This window comes from Acidipila sp. EB88, from assembly GCF_003858395.1.
Classification (GTDB): domain Bacteria; phylum Acidobacteriota; class Terriglobia; order Terriglobales; family Acidobacteriaceae; genus EB88.
On the sequence record NZ_QWEV01000005.1, the window covers coordinates 3,047,965 to 3,069,840 of the forward strand.

General features: G+C 62.8%; 16 protein-coding genes. 10 read left to right on the forward strand and 6 right to left on the reverse strand.

Annotation, left to right across the window (positions count from 1 at the left end; all coding sequences use genetic code 11):
* Positions 1 to 3 precede the first annotated feature (3 nt).
* On the reverse strand, positions 4 to 735 hold the full coding sequence (locus D1Y84_RS13115; RefSeq protein ID WP_124849099.1) for a GntR family transcriptional regulator: 732 nt from the start codon (positions 733 to 735) through the stop codon (positions 4 to 6).
* 258 nt (positions 736 to 993) lie between these two features.
* Here D1Y84_RS13115 and D1Y84_RS13120 point away from each other — a divergent pair, with 258 nt between their 5' ends.
* The gene (locus D1Y84_RS13120; RefSeq protein ID WP_124849100.1) at positions 994 to 1,476 is read left to right on the forward strand and encodes a hypothetical protein; all 483 of its coding nucleotides are present in this window, start codon (positions 994 to 996) and stop codon (positions 1,474 to 1,476) included.
* Between the two features lie 78 nt (positions 1,477 to 1,554).
* On the opposite strand, the gene zwf is transcribed toward D1Y84_RS13120, so the two are convergent.
* The gene (zwf, locus tag D1Y84_RS13125) at positions 1,555 to 2,922 is read right to left on the reverse strand and encodes a glucose-6-phosphate dehydrogenase (protein ID WP_124849101.1); all 1,368 of its coding nucleotides are present in this window, start codon (positions 2,920 to 2,922) and stop codon (positions 1,555 to 1,557) included.
* Positions 2,923 to 3,313: 391 nt separating this feature from the next.
* Between zwf and D1Y84_RS13130 the strand changes: the two genes are divergently transcribed.
* Positions 3,314 to 3,913 (forward strand): DUF882 domain-containing protein, encoded by a 600-nt coding sequence (locus D1Y84_RS13130; RefSeq protein WP_124850131.1) that lies wholly within the window; start codon positions 3,314 to 3,316, stop codon positions 3,911 to 3,913.
* An 83-nt stretch (positions 3,914 to 3,996) separates the two neighbouring features.
* Here D1Y84_RS13130 and D1Y84_RS13135 read toward each other — a convergent pair whose 3' ends face one another.
* The 4 genes from D1Y84_RS13135 to ychF form a co-directional block, all read right to left on the reverse strand.
* Positions 3,997 to 5,793: a murein L,D-transpeptidase gene (locus tag D1Y84_RS13135; protein WP_124849102.1), complete on the reverse strand. Its 1,797-nt coding sequence runs from the start codon at positions 5,791 to 5,793 to the stop codon at positions 3,997 to 3,999.
* Positions 5,794 to 5,964: 171 nt separating this feature from the next.
* Positions 5,965 to 7,185 carry a tRNA epoxyqueuosine(34) reductase QueG gene (gene queG / locus D1Y84_RS13140; RefSeq protein ID WP_124849103.1) on the reverse strand — a complete coding sequence of 407 codons (1,221 nt, stop codon included), beginning with the start codon at positions 7,183 to 7,185 and terminating at the stop codon, positions 5,965 to 5,967.
* A 46-nt stretch (positions 7,186 to 7,231) separates the two neighbouring features.
* Positions 7,232 to 8,569 (reverse strand): zinc dependent phospholipase C family protein, encoded by a 1,338-nt coding sequence (locus D1Y84_RS13145; protein ID WP_158615471.1) that lies wholly within the window; start codon positions 8,567 to 8,569, stop codon positions 7,232 to 7,234.
* Entirely contained in the window at positions 8,562 to 9,659 is a 1,098-nt protein-coding gene (gene ychF / locus D1Y84_RS13150) for a redox-regulated ATPase YchF (protein ID WP_124849105.1), read from the reverse strand. The genes D1Y84_RS13145 and ychF overlap by 8 nt, the downstream gene beginning before the upstream one ends.
* A 176-nt stretch (positions 9,660 to 9,835) precedes the next feature.
* On the opposite strand from ychF, the gene adh reads away from it, so the two are divergent.
* From adh to D1Y84_RS13190, 8 genes are all read left to right on the forward strand, one after another.
* Complete coding sequence (gene adh / locus D1Y84_RS13155) at positions 9,836 to 11,365, forward strand: aldehyde dehydrogenase (RefSeq protein WP_199726409.1); 1,530 nt, start codon at positions 9,836 to 9,838, stop codon at positions 11,363 to 11,365.
* 3 nt (positions 11,366 to 11,368) lie between these two features.
* Positions 11,369 to 11,758, forward strand: a complete 390-nt coding sequence (locus D1Y84_RS13160; RefSeq protein ID WP_233581397.1) for a DUF779 domain-containing protein — start codon at positions 11,369 to 11,371, stop codon at positions 11,756 to 11,758.
* Positions 11,759 to 11,823: 65 nt separating this feature from the next.
* On the forward strand, positions 11,824 to 13,563 hold the full coding sequence (locus tag D1Y84_RS13165) for an alpha/beta hydrolase-fold protein (RefSeq protein ID WP_233581398.1): 1,740 nt from the start codon (positions 11,824 to 11,826) through the stop codon (positions 13,561 to 13,563).
* Between the two features lie 397 nt (positions 13,564 to 13,960).
* Positions 13,961 to 17,263: a TonB-dependent receptor gene (locus tag D1Y84_RS13170; protein WP_233581399.1), complete on the forward strand. Its 3,303-nt coding sequence runs from the start codon at positions 13,961 to 13,963 to the stop codon at positions 17,261 to 17,263.
* Between the two features lie 156 nt (positions 17,264 to 17,419).
* Positions 17,420 to 18,367 (forward strand): sulfate adenylyltransferase subunit CysD, encoded by a 948-nt coding sequence (gene cysD, locus D1Y84_RS13175; RefSeq protein ID WP_124849106.1) that lies wholly within the window; start codon positions 17,420 to 17,422, stop codon positions 18,365 to 18,367.
* Between the two features lies 1 nt (position 18,368).
* A complete protein-coding gene (gene cysN, locus D1Y84_RS13180; RefSeq protein WP_124849107.1) occupies positions 18,369 to 20,309 on the forward strand; it encodes a sulfate adenylyltransferase subunit CysN in 1,941 nt (646 codons plus the stop codon).
* Entirely contained in the window at positions 20,306 to 21,049 is a 744-nt protein-coding gene (locus D1Y84_RS13185) for a phosphoadenylyl-sulfate reductase (protein WP_233581400.1), read from the forward strand. Before cysN ends, D1Y84_RS13185 begins: the two co-directional genes overlap by 4 nt.
* Positions 21,050 to 21,095: 46 nt before the next feature.
* Positions 21,096 to 21,863, forward strand: a complete 768-nt coding sequence (locus tag D1Y84_RS13190; protein ID WP_124849108.1) for a sulfite exporter TauE/SafE family protein — start codon at positions 21,096 to 21,098, stop codon at positions 21,861 to 21,863.
* The last annotated feature ends 13 nt before the right edge of the window (positions 21,864 to 21,876 follow it).

Genomic DNA, 21,876 nt, shown 5'->3' on the forward strand with positions numbered 1-21,876 from the left:
AGTTCACCAGCTGCCGCGCTCACCAAATACATCAATGACCTTGCTCAGTCGCTCCCAGCCGCGGGTCCAGTTCAGTTGCAGCGCTTTCTCGAGTGCGTCCGCATCCCCGGCGACGAGTGCCTCAATGATCGAATCATGCTCCGCGATGGACAACTGCAGGTCATGCATGATGGAGGATGCATAGAGCCGCCAGTAGCGTTCCGCCTGCGGCTCTACGGACTGGTGCAGCGACAACAGGCGCGGGCCGGCGCCGGCTTCCACAATCAGGCAGTGGAACTCCCGGTCGAGGTCAAAAATGGAGCCTTTGCCGGTGGAGTTCTGCGTTACGCCCGCAAGCTTCTTGTTGACGGCCGTCAGCTTGGAAGCAAGCGCCTGGCGCACTCCTTTCGGCTCGACCGCCACCATGCGGCCCGCCAGCCCTTCCGTGTGGCCAATGATGCTGTAAAGCTCCCCGGCGTCTTCCTTGGTCAGGGGCGCCACCACGATCCGGCACTTGTTCGCGGTGCGGTGCTCGTGTACGTAGCCGTCGCGCTGCAGCCAGTGCAGGGCAGCTCGTACCGGTGTCCGGCTGATGTTGAGGCGTTCCGCCAGGTCGCCTTCCACCACCCAAGTTCCCGGCGAAAGCCGGCCATGCACAATCAGCTCGCGGATCTGGTAGAAAGCGGTGGTCACGCTGGTGCCGTGCTCGGGTTTTGCGGGAATCGGCTGCGCTTGTTGCAAAGTGTTTTTCGCCATAACTCCATTCGACCAGGATGCTGCCTGGTTGCTCGTACCGTGGTTGAGTCTGCTCAATTGTCTCTTGAAAGACTAGAGTAAGGTCTCATGTGAGGGTTCGCACTGCGTGCACCACGCGAACCCGCCTGCGAGTCACCCTGTTATAGCAGAACAGAAGCACAGCGTTTTGTGCTTGGCGCGTGCAGCAAGGTGGCACAGGCAGGCCTACTGCCGCGCCAGATTTCCGCCTGAAGACTGGACGGAGCAAGAGGAGATCGAATGAGAAAACAGGTCACCGGGCACGACGCAACTGCAGAGTCCCCCGGGAATGCCCAGGAGAACTGGCTCCCGCTTGAGACACTCGCCACGGCCGAAGTCAGCTCCGAGGCAGCCGGCTACCCGGTGGAAAATGCCCTGGTGCCTGGCGCCGCAGGGTACTGGCAAGCCGCCAGCACGGGCGCGGCGACCATCACCCTGCGTTTTGACGCGCCGCAGTCCGTGCGGCGCGTCCTCCTGCAGGTCGAGGACGCCGGGCACGAGCGCTCACAGGAATGGGCGATCACGGCGAGCTTCGCGGATGGAACCAGGCGCGAACTGCTTCGGCAGGGGTGGAACTTCAGCCCTGGAGGCTCCACGCAACAGGTGGAAGAGTATACGTTTGACCTGCACCAGGTGTCCGGGCTCACCCTCTGGATCGATCCCGATCGCGGGCGCGACCGGTACCCGGCCGTGCTCTCGGCGTGGCGCGTGAGCGGCGCCTAGAACATCCACGCAGATTTAAGGCAAGAGCGTACACGAGAAAGCCCCGCCGGATGACGGGGCTTTCTCGTGTATCGGGCCTTAGACCGGGTTCAACCAGCCGCCAACGTCGCGCACCAGTTCGTTCGCTGCTTCAGGGCCCCACGAGCCCTTTTTATAGGTGTGCACCTTGGGCAGGTCCTTGAGCAGGGGATCGAGCAACCGCCAGCTCTCCTCCACGTAATCCTCACGCGCAAACCATACCGGGTTGCCGCGCATGGCATCTTCCAGCAGCTCCTCATATGGCAGCAGGTCGCTGGTGCCGCACTGCTGCGAGGCTTTCAGCTCGACCATGCAGCCACGCAGGGCATCGCCGGCTTCCTTGACGGAGCCGCCGATCGCCACCACGGGTTCCGGGCTCAGGCGAAAACGCACGTAGTTTTGCGGGGTCAGCTTGTCGGAGAACACAGCAGGCGTCTGCCGCAGCTTGGCGATGATCTCCGTGGCGGTCTTGTTGAGCGACTTGCCCGTCCGGATAAAGAACGGCACATCGCGCCAGCGCCAGGAGTTGATGTTCAACCGCATCGCTGCGTACGTTTCGATGCCCGAGTTCGGACGCACGCCCGGTTCGTCGAGGTAGCCATCGAATTGACCCAGCACCACATCGTCGGCGGTGATCGGCTTGATGCTCTTAAGGACCTTGACGCGCTCGTCACGCAGAGTTTCCACGTCAGGGCATGGCGGGGGTTCCATGGCAATGTTGCTGACCAGCTGCATCATGTGGTTCTGCACGACGTCGCGGATCGCGCCGACACTGTCGTAGAAGCTGCCACGCCCCTGGATATCGAAGCTCTCCGCCATGGTGATCTGCACGCTCTCGACGTACTGGCGGTTCCAGATGGGCTCAAGAAAGGAGTTGGCGAAGCGGAAGAAGATCAGGTTCTGGACGGGGTTCTTGCCCAGATAGTGGTCGATGCGGAAGATGGCTTCTTCCGGAAACACTTCGTGGATGGCGTGGTTCAAAGCCGCTGCTGTCTCGACGCTGTGCCCAAAGGGCTTTTCCACCACAATCCTGGCGCCATCTGCATTGCCGGACTGCTTCAGCTGCTGCACCACGCGCACGAACAGGGAAGGCGGGATGGCAAGGTAATGCAGCGGGTGCTTGGCGCCCCCGAGCTCATGGCGAACCTGGCTAAAGGTGGCTGGATCGTTGTAGTCGCCATCCACATAGCGCAGGCAGTTCAGCAGCTTTTCCAAACCTTCGGGATCGATGCCGCCATGCTTGGCGATGCTGTCGCGGCAGCGATTTTTCAAGTCGTCCAGCGTCCAGCCGGCCTTGGCAACCCCGACCACTGGCCCTTTCAGCTTGCCACGCTTGGCAAGCCTCTGAAGGGACGGGAAGATCTGCTTATACGCAAGATCACCCGTGGCACCAAAGAAAACCAGTGCATCCGACACAATCTGCTCCATGAAGCTTCCTTTCAGAACAAGGCGAGGACTTTCACCGTCCCCGCGTGCAAAAGCTTTGGGTTATCCCTCTCATGATTCCACCACTCGCAGCGGCGTGCAAATGACGAACACCGGCAGCGGACCAGGGAAGCCACCAAAGGTACTGCTTATTCATCCTGGACCAACATCCCTCTGGAAAAGATCCGCCTCCAAGCTATGAAGCGTGTCAAGTATCTTTCGGCATCTCAAATCGCGTCTGGTTTCGTCGATTCATGCGACGCATTCCGCAAACAGGGATAAACTAGAGGAATAACGCACGCTCATGAATCCTGCTGAGCCGCTGCAGCACACACCTTTGCCGCATTCGCCACAACAAGTTGATATGAGGAGGCTCTTCGCTATGCCATTTGCAATGCCTAAAGTCCTTACGCTCGCTGCCTTGCTGGTTGGAGGGACGCTATCCGCAGGCACGGCTATCGCCGCTGCTCCGGTGGCGGCACCGGGGCTTTCAGCTGAGATGATGCCCTCCCCGCTCGGCACGGCACCTTCTCCACAGCAGCAGTACCACCTGCACATGCATCACCTGCACACGGGTGAGTCGCTGGACGTAACCTACCGCGTTGGCAACCAGTACGTGCCTTCGGCGCTCGCCATGTTGAACCACTTCCTGCGTGACCATCGAACCGGGGAAACTGCCAACTACGACCCGCATGAGTTCGACGTGCTGCATGCGGTCATGGACAAGCTGCACCGCCCCAATGGCGTGATCGACATCGTCTGTGGCTACCGCTCGCCCTGGAGCAACAACTACCTGCGTACGCATACCAAGGGTGTCGCGGAGCACTCGCAGCACATGCTGTCCAAGGCCATCGATATCCGCGTACCCGGTGTGCCGACGCGGACGCTCGATCTGGCTGCCCTTTCGCTGGGCGACGGCGGCGTCGGCTACTATCCGCACTCGCAGTTTGTGCATGTGGATGTGGGCCCGGTACGCAAGTGGACCCTGATGTAAGCAGCTTGCAGCGCGAGATACAAAGAGGCCGGTGCGCATGCACCGGCCTCTTTGTTGGTTCGCGCCTCATACCGAGGCAGCGCTCAGGCGGTGTCGCCCGTCACCTTCTTCGGCTCCGGCGCGGTGGGGAAGGGATCGCCCTTTGCCAGTACATCTTCCATGTCCTTGTCATAGCCGTAGATGTCGTTGAAGAAGTACACCTTACCGTCGTCGCCAACGCGCGCGGTCTCGTAAAAGATCAGCACCGGGATTGGGTGGGACAGGGACACGATCTTGTTGTCCTCCCCGTTCTCCATCGCGTCGTGGATCTTGTCGGGATCCCAGTCCGACTTATCCCGCAGCACCCAGTCCGCAAGCTTTTCCGGTTCCTGCAGGCGCACGCAACCATGCGAAAAGTCCCGCTTGGACTGGTCAAACAGCTGGGTTGCCGGGGTGGAATGCAGGTAGATGTTGAGCTTGTTCGGGAACATGAATTTCACGAGGCCCAGTGAGTTCTTCGGGCCGGGCTTTTCCCGCACCATGTACTCGCCATGCTCAAGGCCGCTCGCGCTCCAGTTCTCGACCAGCTTGCCCGTGCGATCCACCACCTCGAAGTTCTTCGCCTCGAGGTAGCCTTTGTTGGCGTTCACATGGGGAACGATCTCCTTCTTCACGATCGTCGGCGTGACGTTCCAGTACGGGCGCAGCACCACGTACTTCATCTCCTGCACCAGCACAGGCGTCTTGTGGTCGTCCTGGATCGCCTGGCCCACGACGACCTTCATGTGGAACTCTTCCTTGTGATCGTCGCCGTAAGCGCGCAGCACAAACTCCGGAATGTTCACGGCAATGGGCGCGTTCAGGTACTCCGGCGCGAGCCAGCGCAGACGCTCAAGCGTGTCTTGGAGCTGGTGCACCCGGACGGTAAGAGGAACGTTCAGGGCGGCTACCGTCTGGGGTGTGAGTCGGCCATCGGGAGCCAGATTGTTGCGCGACTGGAAGCTCTTCACACCTTCGGAGATGGCCTGGGTGTAGCCGCCGCTGGCACTGTTTGCAGGTGCGGTGCTTCCACCGTCCATGTCACCCAGCATGGCAAGCTGCTTGCTCAGGGCATCCGCGCCGGCGTAAGGGGCGCCGGGGGTCAGTGGCTTCGTTGGCACCGGGAGAGGCGCTGCGTCACCGACCTGCTTGGCCAGGTCCTGGTAGTGGTTCAAAGCCTTGACCGTGTCCCGGTAGCCGTCTGAGTCAGGCTCCACGCCCTTCATGGCGTCATCCATGTCGCCGGCGGCAACCACCTGCTGCACCATGAAGTTCGGCAGATCGTACTTCTTGGTCTGCACGCTCACCCCGAACGAAAAGTGCTGCGGGTTCACGCGGCCAATGTGGAGATCGGATACGTAGCGCATCGCGCTGACTGTCATCGCCGTATCGAAGTCGGCGACCTGCTGGTCGCTTGCCCCTGCCAGCTTTGCGAGGCGATCCTGCCAGAGGGAGGCGTCGTAGTCATCCGGGTTCAATCCCTTGCTCGCGCTCATGGCGAACAGCCTGGTGAGCGCCAGGGCCTGCTTGGTCGGCTTGTGGTCGTCCACCCATGCCGGGTCCCATCCGCGCTGGTCATAGAAGCTCTGGACCAGTGTTTTGTAGTCAGAGAAGTTTGGCCAGTGCAGCGAGGCAAGCTGTGCTGCTGCCACATCCGCATGCAGCGCCTGCTCCATTGCGTCGTTCTTCGCGTGGTCGGTTGCCGGTGCACTTGCGGTGGAGCTGGTGGTGCCGCTTCCGGCGGTGTGCGTGTGGCACCCTGCGAGCGCGAGCAGCACGGCAAGGGAGGCGGCGGAGAGCGCGGTGCTGCGACGGGTAGCCGAGGCTGCGGTTGCGTGTTGCAGGAGGAAGCGAGCGATCAAGGGAGAAGCCCTTTCGAAGGAAACATGATTTCAGGCGGTGACGAGCAGACAATTTCGAGCGGGTGCGAATACAGGCGAGGGCTGGTGCGGCGTATCAACTGCGTAGGATGCGGCCTCTGCCGGCTGGATGCTGGCAACGCGGGTCATTTCGGAGCTTGTGTTTCACTTTGGTCACTTTGCGGTATGGTCGTGCGGAAGGCTGAGACGGCGGCCGGAGCTGGGCTCGCCTTGCAACGTGTGAAGCCGATCTATGGCCCAGAGTGCAGTTTCGCGCAGCGTTTCGTCCTGCTCCTGGGCTGCCAAGAGCTCCAGCTGCGGCAACAACGCGGGGTCGCCGCTGTTGCCCATGGCGATTGCCACGTTGCGGCGAAAGCCGCTGTACCGCGCCCGCTTGACGGGCGAGCCGAAGAAGAGCTTCTCCCACTCAGGTTCGGAGAGCGCTGCCATCGCCGCGAGGGAAGGATTGATCAGCAGTGCGCGTGGCACCAGCTCTGTGTCCTTCACCAGGGTCAGCGGCTGTGCACCCCGGCGTGCCCGGTGGTTCCACGGGCACACGTCCTGGCAGATATCGCAGCCAAAGATCTGGCGCCCCATGCCTGCCCGCAGTGCGGGGTCGATCGAGCCGCGTTTCTCGATCGTCAGATATGCGATGCAGCGGCTGGCGTTCATCTGGTGCGGCGCGACCAGCGCGTCGGTCGGGCAGGCGTCAAGGCAGCGCGTACACGAGCCGCACCGATCCGCCGGCAGCTCGGCACGCTGCTCCGGCGCGAGTTCCGTGCTGAGCAGGATCACTCCCAGGAAGAAGAACGAACCCAGCTCCTGGTTGAGCGTGCAGACGTTCTTGCCCGTCCAGCCCACCCCTGCCATTGCGCTGAAAGCCCGCTCGATCATGGGGCCCGTGTCGACGTAGGCCCACGATTGGAAGCCCTCCGCGCCTGCATCGTCTAGGCTGCCAAGCGATTCCTTCAGGTCTGCTTCGAGTGCTTTGAGCCTGCGCAGCAGGACCTTGTGGTAATCCGAAGGCGCTAGCTGTCCGTCTGCGGCCTGCCGCCCGGACCACGCATAGCGACCGATCCAGCCCGTGCCTGCAGGCGCCGGGTCGGTCGAAAGTGGATGCTCGGGACCACCGCCATAGGGCGCGGCGCAGACCACGATCGATCGCGCCCAGGGCACGGCAACCTCGACCGCGCTGCGAAGGTAGCGGCCCAGGGCGTCCTGTCGCTTCAGGTACTCCATCTCCCCGGCGTGGCCCTGCGCGATCCAGTCGCGGAAGTAGTCCTCCCGGGTCGACGCATCGGCGGAGCCGAGGCGAGGCAGCGGGGCGATGCCGGCGATGGCAAAGCCATGTGCTATCGCGCGTGTCCGCACCTGGTCCTGCACGCTCTCGATCATGCTCGATGACCGTGGGGGCCGCGTCCGTCGTTTGCTGCGCGGCCCATCACTCGGTCTCTGCGGCGAGCGGCTCATCCCGCACCGGCATGGTGGCGAGTGTGTGCAGATCGGCCTGCACGCGGGCCCACTGCTCCGGGTGCTGCTTGGTCGTAATTGGGCTGGCCGGGTCGGCGTAGTATTGCTCCACATCGGCCTTGAGGCCGGCAGGCACAGCAATGGTCGGCTCGGCAGTGATCCGGTGGAGCAGCGAGGCGTAGGTGGAGTCCGTCAGCGGGTAGCCGCCCGGCTTTACCTTCGCGCCAGTGTCCAGGTCACGATTGGGCAGCGTCTGGTGCGGTGCGCCAAAGCGCGAAAGCCCGGCGTTGAGCGCATCCGACGATGCCATCACGCTTCCGACATAGTCCCGCTCCGTGGCGGGACTGGGACCCTTAATTGCGACCAGCTTGAGCGGCCCTACCTTGGGCAGAACGAAAAGCACGCCGGCCAGCGCGTAGGTGCCGATGCCGGCCGTCTTGCGATACTGGCCCCAGTTATTGACGGCAGCGACCTGTGCTGTGGCCGCTGCAAACCTTTGAAACACTGGGTCGCTGGTGTCGGCAGGCATGTGGCTGCGGTGCAGCACCGTGACCGCGTAGGCAATGCGCGGCAGAAAGGAGTGGACGGCGAACCGGTAGCCGCGCACGTTGATACGCCGCGAGTGCGAGCTCGACAATCCCTCGTGGAGCCCGTAGGTTTCGTAAAACGCACTCTCAAGCTGCCGCACTGGCACGTGGAGACCCACATGGCGCAGGTAGTGCAGGGGCGCGAACCGATGGTGCGCAATCTCGTTGATGTCGAAGGCGAACTCGGTCTGCACGTGAGCGTGAGGCGCTTCGGCGTAATTCACGCTGGGCCCGTAACGCCGCGCGAGCCCGGGAAACTCGACCGGCACCGCGAGGTTGGTGGCCTGGGCGTGGCCCACGGTATCGCCGATATAGTGCGATAGAGCCCCGATCGCGAACGCCAGTTCGTTCGCGTTGTGGGCGTCGCGAAACAGGTTCACTACGAAGTCGCCCGAGCGCACGTAGTGCGTCAGGTCGGAGAAGAATGGATCGCCGAAGGGGTAGTAGCCGATGTCCTGGATGACGCAGCCGCCATAGGCGTAGGCGCGTGCGTTCTCGAGTTCGGCAGCCGAGAGGCCCGGGTAGCGGCTGCGCAGCAGCGGCGCTATCGAGCCCTCCCAGGCCAGATCGATCAGCTCTTCGTGGGTCAGTACGGAGTAGGCGCGGGCAGCCGGTGCAGCCCACGCCAGGGTCACGCAGCCGAGGCCCAGCGTAAGCAGCAGGCGAGTGGCAGCGCGCCGTAGAGGGCGGCGCGCTCCCCTCCGCCAACAGAGGCTAGACATTGAACTTGAAGAAAAGAATGTCGCCATCTTTCACGACGTACTCTTTACCTTCCGAACGCAGCAGTCCCTTTTCCTTCACGGCCTGCTCGCTGCCCAGCGTAAACAGGTCTTCGCAGAAGTAGCAGTCCGCCTTGATGAAGCCCTTCTCGAAATCCGAGTGGATGACGCCGGCCGCGCCGGGCGCCTTGGTGCCGCGGCGGATCGTCCAGGCGCGTACTTCCTGCACGCCGGCGGTGAAGTACGTGATCAGGTCGAGTAGCCGGTAAGCGGAGTGAATCAGTCGGTCGAGCCCTGGCTCTTCCAGTCCGAGGTCGGCAAGAAACTCCTTGCGCTCCTCCGGTTCCAGCTGCGCGATCTCGCTCTCAAGCGCGCCGCAGATGCGCACCACCTGGCTGCCTTCTTCCCTGGCCCTCTGCTCCACGGCTTCGGTATAGGCGTTGCCGGTCGCGAGCCCTGCTTCATCGACGTTCGCCACGTACAACTGTGGCTTGGCCGTGATCAGGAAGAGTTCGCGCGCAATCAGCTTTTCGTCCTCGGCCAGGTCGGCCGCGCGGGCCGGCTTGCCGGCATTGAGCACCGCCAGCAGCTTTTGCAGCATGGCGAACTCGGTCTTGATGCGGCTGTCGGTGGTGTTCTTGGCGGAGCGCTCCACCTTGGCGAACCGCTTCTCCACGGTGTCGAGGTCGGCCAGCAGCAGCTCGGTGCTGATGATGTCGATGTCGTGCAGCGGGTTCACGCCGCCTGCCACATGGATCACCTCCGGGTCGTCAAAGCAGCGCACCACGTGGCACACGGCATCGGTGGCGCGAATGTGACCCAGGAACTGGTTGCCCAGCCCTTCCCCCTTGGACGCGCCTTCGACCAGGCCCGCGATGTCGATGAACTCCATCGTGGTCGGCACAAGGCTCTTGGGCTTGATCAGGTCCGAAATCCTGGCGAGTCGTGTATCGGGCACAGTCACGACGCCGGTGTTCGGATCGATGGTGCAAAACGGGTAGTTTGCAGCCTGGGCCTTGGCCGAGGTGAGGGCGTTGAAGATGGTGCTTTTGCCGACGTTCGGCAGACCGACAATTCCACAGTTCAGGGGCATTCTGGCTGGTTCCTTCTCTTCTCTATTGAACCATGCCCCGCGAACGCGGCTACGCCACAGGAGGGCGAAAACGCTTGCGGCCGTAGCGGACAAATGAGCCGTCATCGGCTTAGAATCGCGGCCGACAGGGTTCCGCGGCGTTGTCCGGTCGGAATCCCGCACAAAGGAGCACTCGTATGGCAACTATGACAGCGCTGCGGCCCGGAACCTACGGCTTCCCCGTGACCATCCGCGACCAATACCAGAACTACATCGGCGGCAAGTGGGTCGCACCCTCTTCCGGCGAATACTTTGACAATGTCACCCCGGTGACCGGGCAGCGCCTTTGCTCGATCGCGCGCTCCAACGCGGCGGACGTAAACCTGGCGCTGGATGCGGCGCACGCGGCGAAGAAGGCCTGGGGCAAGACCTCGGTGGCCGAGCGCGGACGCGCACTGGAGCGCATCGCGCAGCGCATGGAGGAAAACCTTGAGCTGCTGGCCACGGTTGAGACCTGGGACAACGGCAAGCCTCTGCGCGAGACCACGCTCGCTGACCTGCCGCTAGCGATCGATCACTTTCGGTACTTCGCGGGCGTGATCCGCGCACAGGAGGGCGGCATCTCCGAGATCGACGAGAACACCGTGGCGTACCACTACCATGAGCCGCTCGGCGTGATCGGCCTCATCATCCCCTGGAATTTCCCCTTGCTGATGGCAGCCTGGAAGCTGGCTCCCGCGCTGGCTGCGGGCAACGCGGTGGTGCTGAAGCCCGCCGAGCAGACGCCGCTTTCAATCCTGGTGCTGATGGAGTTGATCGAGGACATCCTGCCGGCCGGCGTGCTCAACGTGGTGAACGGCTTCGGTCTCGAGGCGGGCAAGCCGCTGGCTTCGAGCCCGCGCATTCAGAAGATCGCGTTTACCGGCGAAACCACAACCGGTCGGCTGATCATGCAGTACGCCTCGCAGAACATCATCCCGGTGACGCTCGAGCTCGGCGGCAAGTCGCCCAATATCTTCTTCTCTGATGTGGCACAGGCCGATGACGCGTTCTTCGACAAATCCCTCGAGGGCTTTGCGATGTTCGCGCTGAACCAGGGCGAGGTGTGCACCTGCCCGTCGCGTGCGCTGGTGCAGGAGAGCGTGTATGACCAGTTCATGGAGCGGGCGATTCAACGCGTCAAGGCCATCCGGCAGGCGAACCCACTCGACAAGACCACAATGATCGGTGCGCAGGCCTCGAGCGAGCAGCTTGAGAAGATCCTGTCGTACATCGACATTGGCAAGCAGGAGGGCGCTGAAGTGCTCACCGGTGGCAAGCGCGCGGCCATGGATGGTGACCTCGCAGGCGGCTACTACGTCGAGCCTACGATCCTGAAAGGCCACAACAAGATGCGCGTGTTCCAGGAGGAGATCTTCGGACCCGTGGTTTCGGTCACGACCTTCCACGATGAAGAAGAAGCGCTCGCGCTTGCCAATGACACCCTCTACGGCCTGGGTGCGGGTGTATGGACACGCGATGGTAACCGCGCCTACCGCATGGGTCGCGGCATCGAGGCGGGACGCGTCTGGACCAACTGTTACCACCTGTATCCGGCGCACGCGGCTTTCGGCGGGTACAAGCAGTCGGGCATTGGGCGCGAGAACCACAAGATGATGCTCGACCACTACCAGCAGACCAAGAACCAGCTGGTGAGCTACAGCCAGAACGCCATGGGATTCTTCTAGACCGTGACTGCTGAAACCAACAACTACCCGGAACAGGTGCTTTGCACCCCGGCAGCCGTCGAACTGATGCGCCGGCTCTCCGCCCGACATGGAGAGCTCATGTTTCACCAGTCTGGCGGCTGCTGCGACGGGAGTTCGCCCATGTGCTACCCGCGCGGAGAGTTCCTGACGGGGGACCAGGACGTGTTGCTCGGCGAGCCGGATGGCACACCTTTCTATATGAGCCGCTCGCAGTTCGAGTACTGGAAGCACACGGAGCTTACGCTCGACGTGGTGCCGGGCCGGGGCGGCATGTTCTCGCTCGAGGGTTCGGAGGGTGTGCGATTCCATATCCGGTCGCGGGTGTTTACGGACGCGGAGATTGCCGCGCTGCGTGCGGCGCACCGTATCTAGCGCGATGCCGGGCGCGTTTGCGAAAGCAGTCGCGGTGCGACAGCTCTGCCCCTATACTGCCGAGCATGCCCCGCCTTTGCTGGTCTCTGCGCCTGCTGCTTGTACTTTTCGCTCTGGTGCGTCTCGGCGCCGTCGCCCTGGCGCAGACCATCCAGGTCAGTTTTCCCGCGACGCAATCTTCCAGTCCGCTCGACGGGCGCCTGTTGCTGCTGCTTTCCAACGATTCATCCGATGAGCCGCGCATGCAGATCAACGACACGCCTGCCTCGCAGATGGTCTTCGGGGTAACGGTAGACGGGTGGCGGCCGGGTGAGCCGATCGTGATTGGAGACAATGCCGCAGGCTACCCGCGTGCCCACCTGCGGGACGTGCCCGCCGGCGACTACACCGTGCAGGCCGTGCTCAATGTCTACGAGACGTTCCACCGCGCGGATGGCAAGACCATCAAGCTCGCGCCGGATCGCGGCGAAGGCCAGCACTGGAACCTCGCACCGGGCAACCTCTATTCGCGGCCACAGAAGATCCATGTCGGCCCCGGCAGCACGCAGCTTTCCGTATCGCTCGACCAGAAAATCGGGCCGATCGCGCCCGAACCGGATACCCGGTACATCCGCCACATTCGCGTGCAGTCGCAGCTACTCACGAAGTTCTGGGGGCGGCCCGTGTTTCTTTCCGCGGTGGTGTTGGTGCCGGAGGGCTTCGACACGCACCCGCAGGCGCACTACCCGCTGATCATCTTTCACGATCATTTTGTGTCCGGATTCAGTGACTTCCGCGAGACACCGCCTGACCCCGGCCTCAAGCCCGACTACTCGGAACGATTCCATCTCGCCGGCTACAACCGGATCGAGCAGCAGGAGGCTTACAAGAACTACCAGGCATGGATCGCGCCCGGCACACCCCGCGTGCTGATTGTGAAGCTGCAGCATGCGAACCCCTTTTATGACGACTCCTACGCCGTAAACTCTGCCAACCTGGGCCCGTATGGCGACGCGATCGAGACCGAGCTTGTGCCGGCCATCGAGCAGCAGTTCCGCGGGCTGGGCCAGGGCTGGTCACGCTTTGTGTATGGCGGCTCGACGGGCGGCTGGGAGTCGCTTGCCGTGCAGATGTTCTATCCCGACCACTACAACGGCGCGTTCGTGGCGTGCCCGGATCCAGTCGACTTTCATGCCTACATGACCATCGACCTGTATGGGCAGGACAACATGTTCTACCGCCAGGGCGCGAACAAGCAGGTGGATCAGCCCGCAATGCGTGACTACCTGGGACATACGCTGATCACCGTCCGCGACAACGTAGCGTATGAGGCTGCGCTTGGCGATCGCGGGCGTTCCGGTGAGCAACTCGATATCTGGCAGGCGGTGTACTCACCGGTCGGCCCGGACGGGTACCCGCAGCCGATCTTCGACAAGGCCACCGGCGCGATCGATCACCAGACAGCCGCGTACTGGCACGACCACTATGACCTCGACGCCATCCTTGCGCGCGACTGGGCCACCCTGGGCCCGAAACTGCAGGGCAAGCTCCACCTGTACGTGGGCTCCGATGACACGTACTTCCTGAACAATGCGGTGTACCTCATGGAAGATTTTCTGAAGGAGACCGGCACGCCGGGACATGGTGTTGCCTATAACGGCGATGTGCGCTACGGCCCTCGTGCCGAGCACTGCTGGAACGGCGACCCCGACAAGCCTAACTGGTACTCACGCCTGCACTACAACCAGATGTACCTGCCGAAGATCGTGGAGCGCATCGAAAAGACGGCGCCTGCCGGGGCGGACCTCACCAGCTGGCGCTACTGACGGTGCCTGGTTCGCCCGGGCAGTGCGTTCAAAGGCTTCAAGCAGGACCGGGAGCGGGTTTGCTGCCCGGCCCTCTGCATGGTAGGCTACCGATCATGGCAGGGTACCTCGTAAACACGAACCGCGGTTGTTGTTGTCGCCGCCCCGTGCCTGCCGCAGCCTCGCGCTGAACCGGTCCTCCACCGGCGCTTGCTTCTCCCCTTTCGGCTTCGCCGACTTTCCGCAGCACCCCGGCGATCAAGAGAGAACCGTATGACCCTAGCAACTCTTCGCACCTGGATGTCGAACAGCGCGGCCTCGCGCTGCGGCTGTTGTTGTTGCGCGCACCGGTAAGGCGCTGTTGCAACCAAGGCTCGTTTGACCTTCCATCCCGTCCCACCTTTCTGCTGGAGAGTCCATGCATTCCGCTCCCGTTACCTTTGCCCCTGCGCTGAGCGTCCGTTCGCGAATGCGCCGATTGGCTGCCCCTTCCACGCTTGCAGTCGCCGCACTGCTGCTTCACCCGGCGATGCACGCGCAGGTAGTGGGCGGCACTATCGGCGGCACGGTCACGGACGCAAGCGGCGCGCTGCTTGCCGGAGCGTCCGTCACGGTGCACAACGAAAACACCGGCACGCAGCGCGTGCTCACCACCAACGGATCGGGCGATTTCTCCGCGCCATCGATCCCGGTTGGCACCTACACGGTAACGGTGCAGCAGCAGGGTTTCGCCCCGATGCAGCAGAACGGCATCGCGCTTGCGGTCGGGCAAGCCCTGCATCTGCCACTCGTGCTGAGTGTGAACCAGGTAAGTGCGCAGGTCACGGTCGCTGCCACCGCGTCCATTCTGAACCTCTCGACCCAGCAGACGGACGGCCTCGTGGATGAGCGCCAGGTCAAGCAGTTGCCGCTGAACGGCCGCAGCTATGACCAACTGCTGACGCTCAACCCGGGCAGCGTCAACTACACGGCGCAGCGTTCCGGCTCGGTCGGTACGTCCAACTCTTCGGTCGGCAACATGTTCTCCGTGTCAGGGCGACGCCCGCAGGACAATCTTTTTCTGCTGAATGGCATCGAGTACACCGGAGCGTCCCTGATCAACCTGACCCCCGGCGGCACCAGCGGGCAGTTGCTCGGCGTCGACGCAGTGCGTGAGTTCAACGTGGTGTATGACACCTATGGCGCCACCTACGGCAAGCGGGAGGGCGGCCAGATCTCAATCGTGACTGAGTCAGGCACAAATACTCTGCACGGTTCGGCATACGAGTTCCTGCGCAACTCTGCGCTGGATGCCAGGAACTACTTCGATCAGGCAAAGATTCCGGAGTTCCAGCGGAACGACTTTGGCGGCTCGCTCGGTGGCCCCCTCAAGCATGACAAGTTCTTTCTGTTCGGCAACTACGAAGGCTACCGGCAGAACCTCGGCATCACCGACGTGACGCTGGTGCCTGACAACAACGCGCGGCAGGGCCTGCTGCCCAATTCTGCCGGGGTGGAAAAGCCGGTAACGTTCGGCAAGAACGTTGCTGCGCTGCTCAACCTCTGGCCGGTGCAGAATGGCCCCGAACTGCTAGGCAGCACGGGGCTGCAGACGGGCATTGCCGAGGCTTTCTCCTCGCCTACGCAGCACATCCGCGAAGAGTTCGGCACCGTTCGCTTCGACGCGAACCTCTCCGCGAACGACCTGTTGTTCGGCGTGTATACCGTGGACGACTCTTCCGCGAATACCCCCACGCAGAACCCGCTTTCGCTCATCGACGAAACACTGCGCGAGCAGGTGGCCAGTGTGCAGGAGCAGCACGTGTTTTCACCGCGCCTGCTCAACACTGTTCGGTTCGGCTACTCGCGCGCCGGCTTTTTCTTTGACGGCTCCGTGCCCGCAGCGGTGCAGGCTGAAACCCCAAGCTTTGTGGACGGCAAGCCGACGGGCGCGATCGTGATCGCCGGCAGCACTGCCTCGAACGGTTCTTCGCAGGTCACCGGCGCGGGAGCCAACGTCGGCTCCAACAACAAAACAGTGCGCAACCTGTTCACCGCCGACGACCACATTTTCTACTCCGTGGGCCGCCACCAGATCGAAGCCGGTGCGTGGATCCAACGGCTGCAGTCCAACGATGCGCTGGCGCAGAACCAGTACGGGCAGGCAAGCTTTGCTTCGCTGGCGACCTTCCTCGCGGGCACGGTCAAGACGTTTACAGTGGTTCCCCAGCCCACCGAGCTGGCATGGCGCGCGCTATTTGGCGCCGGGTACGTGCAGGACACCTGGAAAGCCACGCCGCGCCTTGAACTGACGGCGGGCGTACGTACCGAATCCACCAACGGCTTCAACGAAGCACAGGGGCGCGCCGGCATCTACGGTTTTACCAATGGAGTTATCAACACGAGCCCGACGGTGGGCATGGCCGCGCTCACCACAAATCGCGCAAAGTTCCTGCCGGAGCCGCGTCTCGGGCTTGCGTACAATGCGTTCGGCAATGGCAAGACAGCAGTGCGGGCATCGTTCGGGCTGCACCACTCGCTACTCGACAACCTCGATTACCGGCTGGACCAGTCCGCCCCGTACAACACCACGCTGAGCTACAGCGGTGTGCCGGTGAGCGCGCCGACCGGCGGCGCGGCAGGCCTGCAGTCGCCCTCCAACGTGCAGCCTGACCTTGCGACTCCGACGGTGCTTGCCTGGACGCTGCGCATCGAGCAGCAGTTTGCTCCCTCCACCTCGTTCACGATCGGCTATGTGGGCTCGCACTCGTACCACCAGATCCTCTCTGAAGATCAGAATGAACCGGCCTCCATTACCTGCTCCGCGGGCGTCACCTGCCCGGTCGGCGTTGCCACCGGCACCATTTACTACCCCAGCATCGTCAAGGCCAACCCGGCAGTCGCCAACACCACTTCCTGGGTGTCAGGCGGATCTGCGAACTACAACGCGCTTGAGCTGGACCTGCGCCACAGCTTCCACAAGGGGCTGCAGCTTCGCGCAACCTACACATTCTCCAAGAATCTCGATAACGGCTCGGCATGGAACACGTCGGTCTCGGCGAACACACCTGCCTTCGTCTCGTACCCCAACAACGCGGCTCTCGACTACGGGCCGGCGGCAATGGATGTTCGTCACCTATTCGCTGTAAACGGCAGCTATGACCTGCCCTTCGGCAAGGGTAGACAGTGGCACGGGAAGCCGGGTCGAACCACGGATCGCATCGTTTCCGGCTGGACGCTGGCCACAATCGCCAACCTGCAGACCGGCTTCCCCTTCTCGCCGCAGCTCGGCTACAACCCCACCGGCTCGGGCGATACACGCAACCCGGTCCGCCCCAACCGCAATCCTGCTTTCCATGGCGCGCTCTACAGCACCGGCGGTACGGCAGCGCGGGCAGCGCACTTCTTCAACCCCGATGCATTTCTGGCTCCGGCCTACGGCACCGTGGGCAATCTTGGTCGCGACACGCTGACCAGCCCGGGCTATGCGGATTGGGACCTTTCGCTGCTGAAGAACTTTGCCTTCAGCGAACGGGTGCGGCTGCAGTTCCGCTCCGAGTTCTTCAACCTGTTGAACCACACCAACCTGCAGACACCCAACGAGGTGGTGTTCAGCTCGGGACCCACGCAGGGCCCGGCGGCCAGCCAGACCGCCGCGGTGGTCAACAGCCCCACGGCCGGGGTTGTTACCGCGGCATCGCCCTCCCGGCAGATCCAGTTCGGGCTGAAGCTGCTGTTTTAGCCCTGGCAACGCCTCCGGCCGCCGCTCCATTTATGAATCGACGGTCCACTTTGGGGCGTCTAGAGAAGCTGATGGCAGCGAGGCGGCCACCGCAACAAGCAGCAATCCGGTAGCCTTGGATTGAGTCTCGAAGACGTTTCGGAGTTTTGCTTCATCATGCCAGAACTTGCTACAGAGGTACCTTCTTCGCCGCCTGCACCCTCGTCCGCGCGCCTCAGCCACCTTGCTTTGCTCGAGGCGGAGAGCATCCACATCCTGCGCGAGGTTGCGGCAGAGTTTGAGAAGCCGGTCATGCTTTATTCGATCGGCAAGGATTCGTCTGTCATGCTGCGGCTTGCGCAGAAAGCCTTCTACCCGGGTCCCATCCCATTTCCGCTGCTGCACATCGACACCGGTTATAAGTTCCGGGAGATGATCGAGTTCCGGGATGCGATGGCACGCTCCGTAGGCGCGGAGCTGCTGGTGTGGCGCAACGAAGCCGCGCTTGCCGCCGGGACGAACCCCATCGCGCTTGATACCAAGCGCTGCTGTGGACTGCTCAAGACGCAGGCGCTGCTCGACGGCCTGAACCACTACGGTTTTACCGCGGCCTTTGGAGGCGCGCGGCGCGACGAAGAAAAGTCGCGTGCCAAAGAACGCATCTACTCGTTCCGCGACAAGGCAGGGCAGTGGGACCCGAAGAACCAGCGGCCCGAGCTCTGGAACCTCTACAACGCGCGCATCCATCCGGGCGAATCTATCCGCGTGTTTCCGCTGTCGAACTGGACCGAGATGGATGTATGGCAGTACATCTACGAAGAGGACATCCCGGTCGTCGATCTTTACTTTGCGCGCCCGCGCCCGATGTACCTGCGAGGCGACGCCCTGCTGCCGACCGAGCAGGACTTTGTGGCGTTTCCCGGCGAGGAGCCGGTGCTGGTGAAGTCGCGTCTGCGGTCGCTCGGGTGCAGCCCATGCACCGGCGCGATCCGCTCCGAGGCCGATACCATCCCGAAGATCATTGAAGAGATTCTCGGCTTCCGCTCCTCCGAGCGTGCGAACCGCGTGATCGATCATGACCAGGATGGCTCCATGGAATTGAAGAAGCGGGAGGGCTACTTCTAGAATGTCCGACCGTTCTGAACTGATCACGATCCACTCCGCAGGCAACGACACCGCCACAGCCCCCAATGGCGCGCCGCGTCATGACCCGCAGACGTGGGATCCCTCGGTGGTGGAAGACAGCCCGCTTCTGGGCCATACGCCTGCGCCCGAACACGTGTACCCCGATGCCGCGCCGTCTACGTTCAGCGTCGAGGCGTACCTTGCTGAGGAGCGCGGGAAAGATCTCCTGCGTTTCTCCACGGCGGGCTCGGTGGATGACGGGAAATCCACACTGATCGGTCGCCTGCTCTATGACACGCAGAGTGTTTACGACGACCAGGTCCGCTCGATTGAAGGCAAGGGCACCACGGCCCCCGGCGTGCTCGATCTCGCCCTGTTGACGGATGGACTGCGCGCTGAGCGTGAGCAGGGCATCACCATCGACGTGGCCTACCGTTATTTCGCCACGCCTCACCGCAAGTTCATCATCGCCGACACGCCCGGCCACGAGCAGTACACGCGCAACATGGCGACCGGCGCGAGCACGGCCGACGTGGCCATCGTGCTGGTCGATGCGCGCAAGGGCGTTCTGCGCCAGTCCCGTCGTCATGCGTACATTACGGCTCTACTCGGCGTGCGCAACGTCATCGTCGCAGTGAACAAGATGGACCTCGTGGACTGGAGTGAGGAGGTCTTTCGCGAGATCTGCGAGCAGTTCCGGCTCTTCTTCACGAGCCTCGACATCGGCGAGGAGCTTACCGCCAGGCTGCACTTTATTCCTGTCAGCGCGCTGGCTGGTGACAACGTCGTGTCCGAATCGCAGGCCATGCCCTGGTATGACGGTCCTACCTTGCTCGCGTTGCTGGAGTCGCTGCCGTCTTCGTCGCACAGTGATGCGGACGCACCGTTCCGCTTCGCGGTGCAGCGGATCACCCGCCCGAACCTGGATTTCCGCGGCTTTGCCGGGCAGATCTCGGCCGGTACGGTGCGTCCCGGCGACAAGGTGCGGGCGCTGCCATCCGGCCAGTCAAGCCGCATTGCACGCATCGTTACGTATGGTGGTGACCTTGTAGAGGCAACCGCGCCGCTTTCCGTGACTCTGACGCTTGAAGACGAAATCGATATCAGCCGTGGCGACCTGCTCGTTGCGCCGGAACAGGCACCTCACACCACCACGCACTTCGAGGCGTCGCTCGTGTGGATGGACCAGGCGCCGCTCGACGTGTCGCGACGTTACCTGTTGAAGCAGACCAGCAGAACGGTGCAGGCCTATGTCCGCTCGCTGCTTCGCACCGTCGATCTGGAGAACCCGGACAGTGCTGCAGTCGCCGAGAGTGCGCCCGTGGCACGTTCGCTCGCGATCAACAGCATTGGCATGGTCGCGATCGAAACCCTGCTGCCGATCAGTCTTGATTCCTATGCGGCGAATCGCCACATGGGCAGTTTCATCCTGATCGATGCGCAAAGCAATGCAACCGTCGCAGCCGGCATGGTACGCAGGATTGCGGATGAGCCAGGCGCCGGGAGCCCTGCGGAGTCGACCACGCAGGCGCCTACTGATCTGAGTGGTGCGGAGACAAACGACGGAGCCGTCACACTGGAGGAGCGCAGCCAACGCTGGGGTCACGTGGGCGCCCTCCTCACCATCACTGCGAGTGGAACCTTTGCTACTAAAGCAGTGGCAAACAGCATCGCTAATCTCGTGGAGCGCACACTTTTTGAACGAGGGGCGTTTATCGTTCGCAGCGCGTTGTCGGAGGTGGCCGCTGCCGGGGCGCTTGCTCTCACGGTACGCGAGCAGGCTGTTGGAGACGTGCAGGCAGAAGCGCGCATACAGCTGCACGTGCAGCGCGGCGAGACCGCACTGTCGCAGACACTCGCACCGGATCCTCAACGCGCGCTTGCGCAGGCCCTGGCGCTGCTTACCCAGGCGAACATTCTTGCCCAGGAGGAGCTTTCATGAATACGTCTACCATGAGCGAACACGTCGCCTCCGAGGCAGTGCCGTTGCCGCTTCGTCCTGAGCTGGTTGCGCAGCTGGCGCATGTGCGGGCGCTGCTCGCGCGCGAGTTCAGCAGTGTGCCCGCGATTAGCGACGCCTGTCTCACCTGCAGCTTTCAGGCTGAAGATGTGCTGCTGTTGTATCTCGCGCGTGAGCTGCGCCCTGAGATCCCGGTGCTGTTTCTGGATACGGGCTACCACTTCGCAGAAACGTACGCGTACCGCGACGAGATTGCGGCTGCCTGGAACCTGGATCTGCACAACCTTGTACCGGCAGCAACCACCGCGCAGCAGGAAGCCGAGTACGGCATGCTCCACCAGGATGCGCCTGACCGCTGCTGCGCGCTCCGCAAGGTGCAGCCACTGTTCGCAGCCGTGGCGAACTACAAGATGTGGCTCACCGGGCTGCGACGCGAGCAGGCGCGCAGCCGCACGGCTCTTGAAGAAGCAGCCGACTTCACGCTGCCGAGTGGCGTCACCGTGCGCAAGCTCAGTCCGTTCGCTGACTGGACGACGCGCGACGTGTGGCAGGCGTGTCAGCACTACGGCATCCCGCTGCTGTCGCTGTACGACAAGGGTTACACCTCGATCGGGTGCGAGCCATGTACCACCCTGCCGACCGATCCCAATGATCCCAGGTCTGGGCGGTGGGCAGGCAAAAAGGTCGAGTGCGGCATTCACATCCAGGCCGCGCCCCGGTAAACAGCGCCGCTGAAAAGAACGTCCGAGAGAAGAGACAAACGCACCAATGGAATACCTGATCGGCTTCATCATCGCCATGTTCATCGCCCTCACGGGCGTTGGAGCAGGCACCATCACCACACCTTTGCTGATCCTCTTCCTCGGCGTGCCCACCTCGATGGCAGTCTCAACGGGCCTGGTGTTTTCCGCCGCCGTCAAGCTGGTTCTTGTGCCGTCCCAGATTGCGCGGCGGCAGGTGAACTGGCGCGTGCTGGGCTTCATGGTTCTGGGCGGCCTGCCGGGTGTGCTTCTCGGATCGCTCGTGCTTTCGCATCTTGCCACTGCTGGTTCTACCAAGATCATGAACGGCCTGCTCGGCGCCATTCTTGTGCTGACCGCGATGTACCAGATCGCGTTCTCATTCCGCACTGTCTCCACGGTGCAGGATCCACCCGATCGTGTTCGATGGCTCGCCCTGCTTATGTTTCCGGTCGGGGCCGAGGTCGGGTTTTCTTCCGCAGGTGCGGGTGCTCTTGGAAGCGCGGCGTTGCTGTCACTGACGAGCCTTGCGCCCTCGGTGGTTGTCGGTACGGATATCCTCTTTGGATTTCTGCTGTCGCTCTTCGGCAGCGGAGCGCATCTTCTGCAAGGCGGCGGCGTTCGCCAGGCGTTGCTGCGCCACCTGATTATCGGTGGGCTGGGTGGTGTGGTTGTGGGGACGATCTCGGCGCGCTATATTCCGAGGCGGCCCCTGCGATTTGCGCTCTGGGTCTGGCTGTTTATCATCGGCGCGCAGTTTCTTTATCGCAATGCGTTTGTGTCGATGCACTGGTAATTTGCAGTCGCGA

Excerpts from the sequence above, each read along its gene's own strand:
- D1Y84_RS13115 (WP_124849099.1), bottom strand. The coding sequence starts at position 735 with ATGGCGAAAAACACTTTGCAACAAGCGCAGCCGATTCCCGCAAAACCC.
- D1Y84_RS13120 (WP_124849100.1), top strand. The coding sequence starts at position 994 with ATGAGAAAACAGGTCACCGGGCACGACGCAACTGCAGAGTCCCCCGGG.
- zwf (WP_124849101.1), bottom strand. The coding sequence starts at position 2,922 with ATGGAGCAGATTGTGTCGGATGCACTGGTTTTCTTTGGTGCCACGGGT.
- D1Y84_RS13130 (WP_124850131.1), top strand. The coding sequence starts at position 3,314 with ATGCCTAAAGTCCTTACGCTCGCTGCCTTGCTGGTTGGAGGGACGCTA.
- queG (WP_124849103.1), bottom strand. The coding sequence starts at position 7,185 with ATGATCGAGAGCGTGCAGGACCAGGTGCGGACACGCGCGATAGCACAT.
- D1Y84_RS13145 (WP_158615471.1), bottom strand. The coding sequence starts at position 8,569 with ATGTCTAGCCTCTGTTGGCGGAGGGGAGCGCGCCGCCCTCTACGGCGC.
- ychF (WP_124849105.1), bottom strand. The coding sequence starts at position 9,659 with ATGCCCCTGAACTGTGGAATTGTCGGTCTGCCGAACGTCGGCAAAAGC.
- adh (WP_199726409.1), top strand. The coding sequence starts at position 9,836 with ATGGCAACTATGACAGCGCTGCGGCCCGGAACCTACGGCTTCCCCGTG.
- D1Y84_RS13165 (WP_233581398.1), top strand. The coding sequence starts at position 11,824 with ATGCCCCGCCTTTGCTGGTCTCTGCGCCTGCTGCTTGTACTTTTCGCT.
- D1Y84_RS13170 (WP_233581399.1), top strand. The coding sequence starts at position 13,961 with ATGCATTCCGCTCCCGTTACCTTTGCCCCTGCGCTGAGCGTCCGTTCG.
- cysD (WP_124849106.1), top strand. The coding sequence starts at position 17,420 with ATGCCAGAACTTGCTACAGAGGTACCTTCTTCGCCGCCTGCACCCTCG.
- cysN (WP_124849107.1), top strand. The coding sequence starts at position 18,369 with ATGTCCGACCGTTCTGAACTGATCACGATCCACTCCGCAGGCAACGAC.
- D1Y84_RS13185 (WP_233581400.1), top strand. The coding sequence starts at position 20,306 with ATGAATACGTCTACCATGAGCGAACACGTCGCCTCCGAGGCAGTGCCG.
- D1Y84_RS13190 (WP_124849108.1), top strand. The coding sequence starts at position 21,096 with ATGGAATACCTGATCGGCTTCATCATCGCCATGTTCATCGCCCTCACG.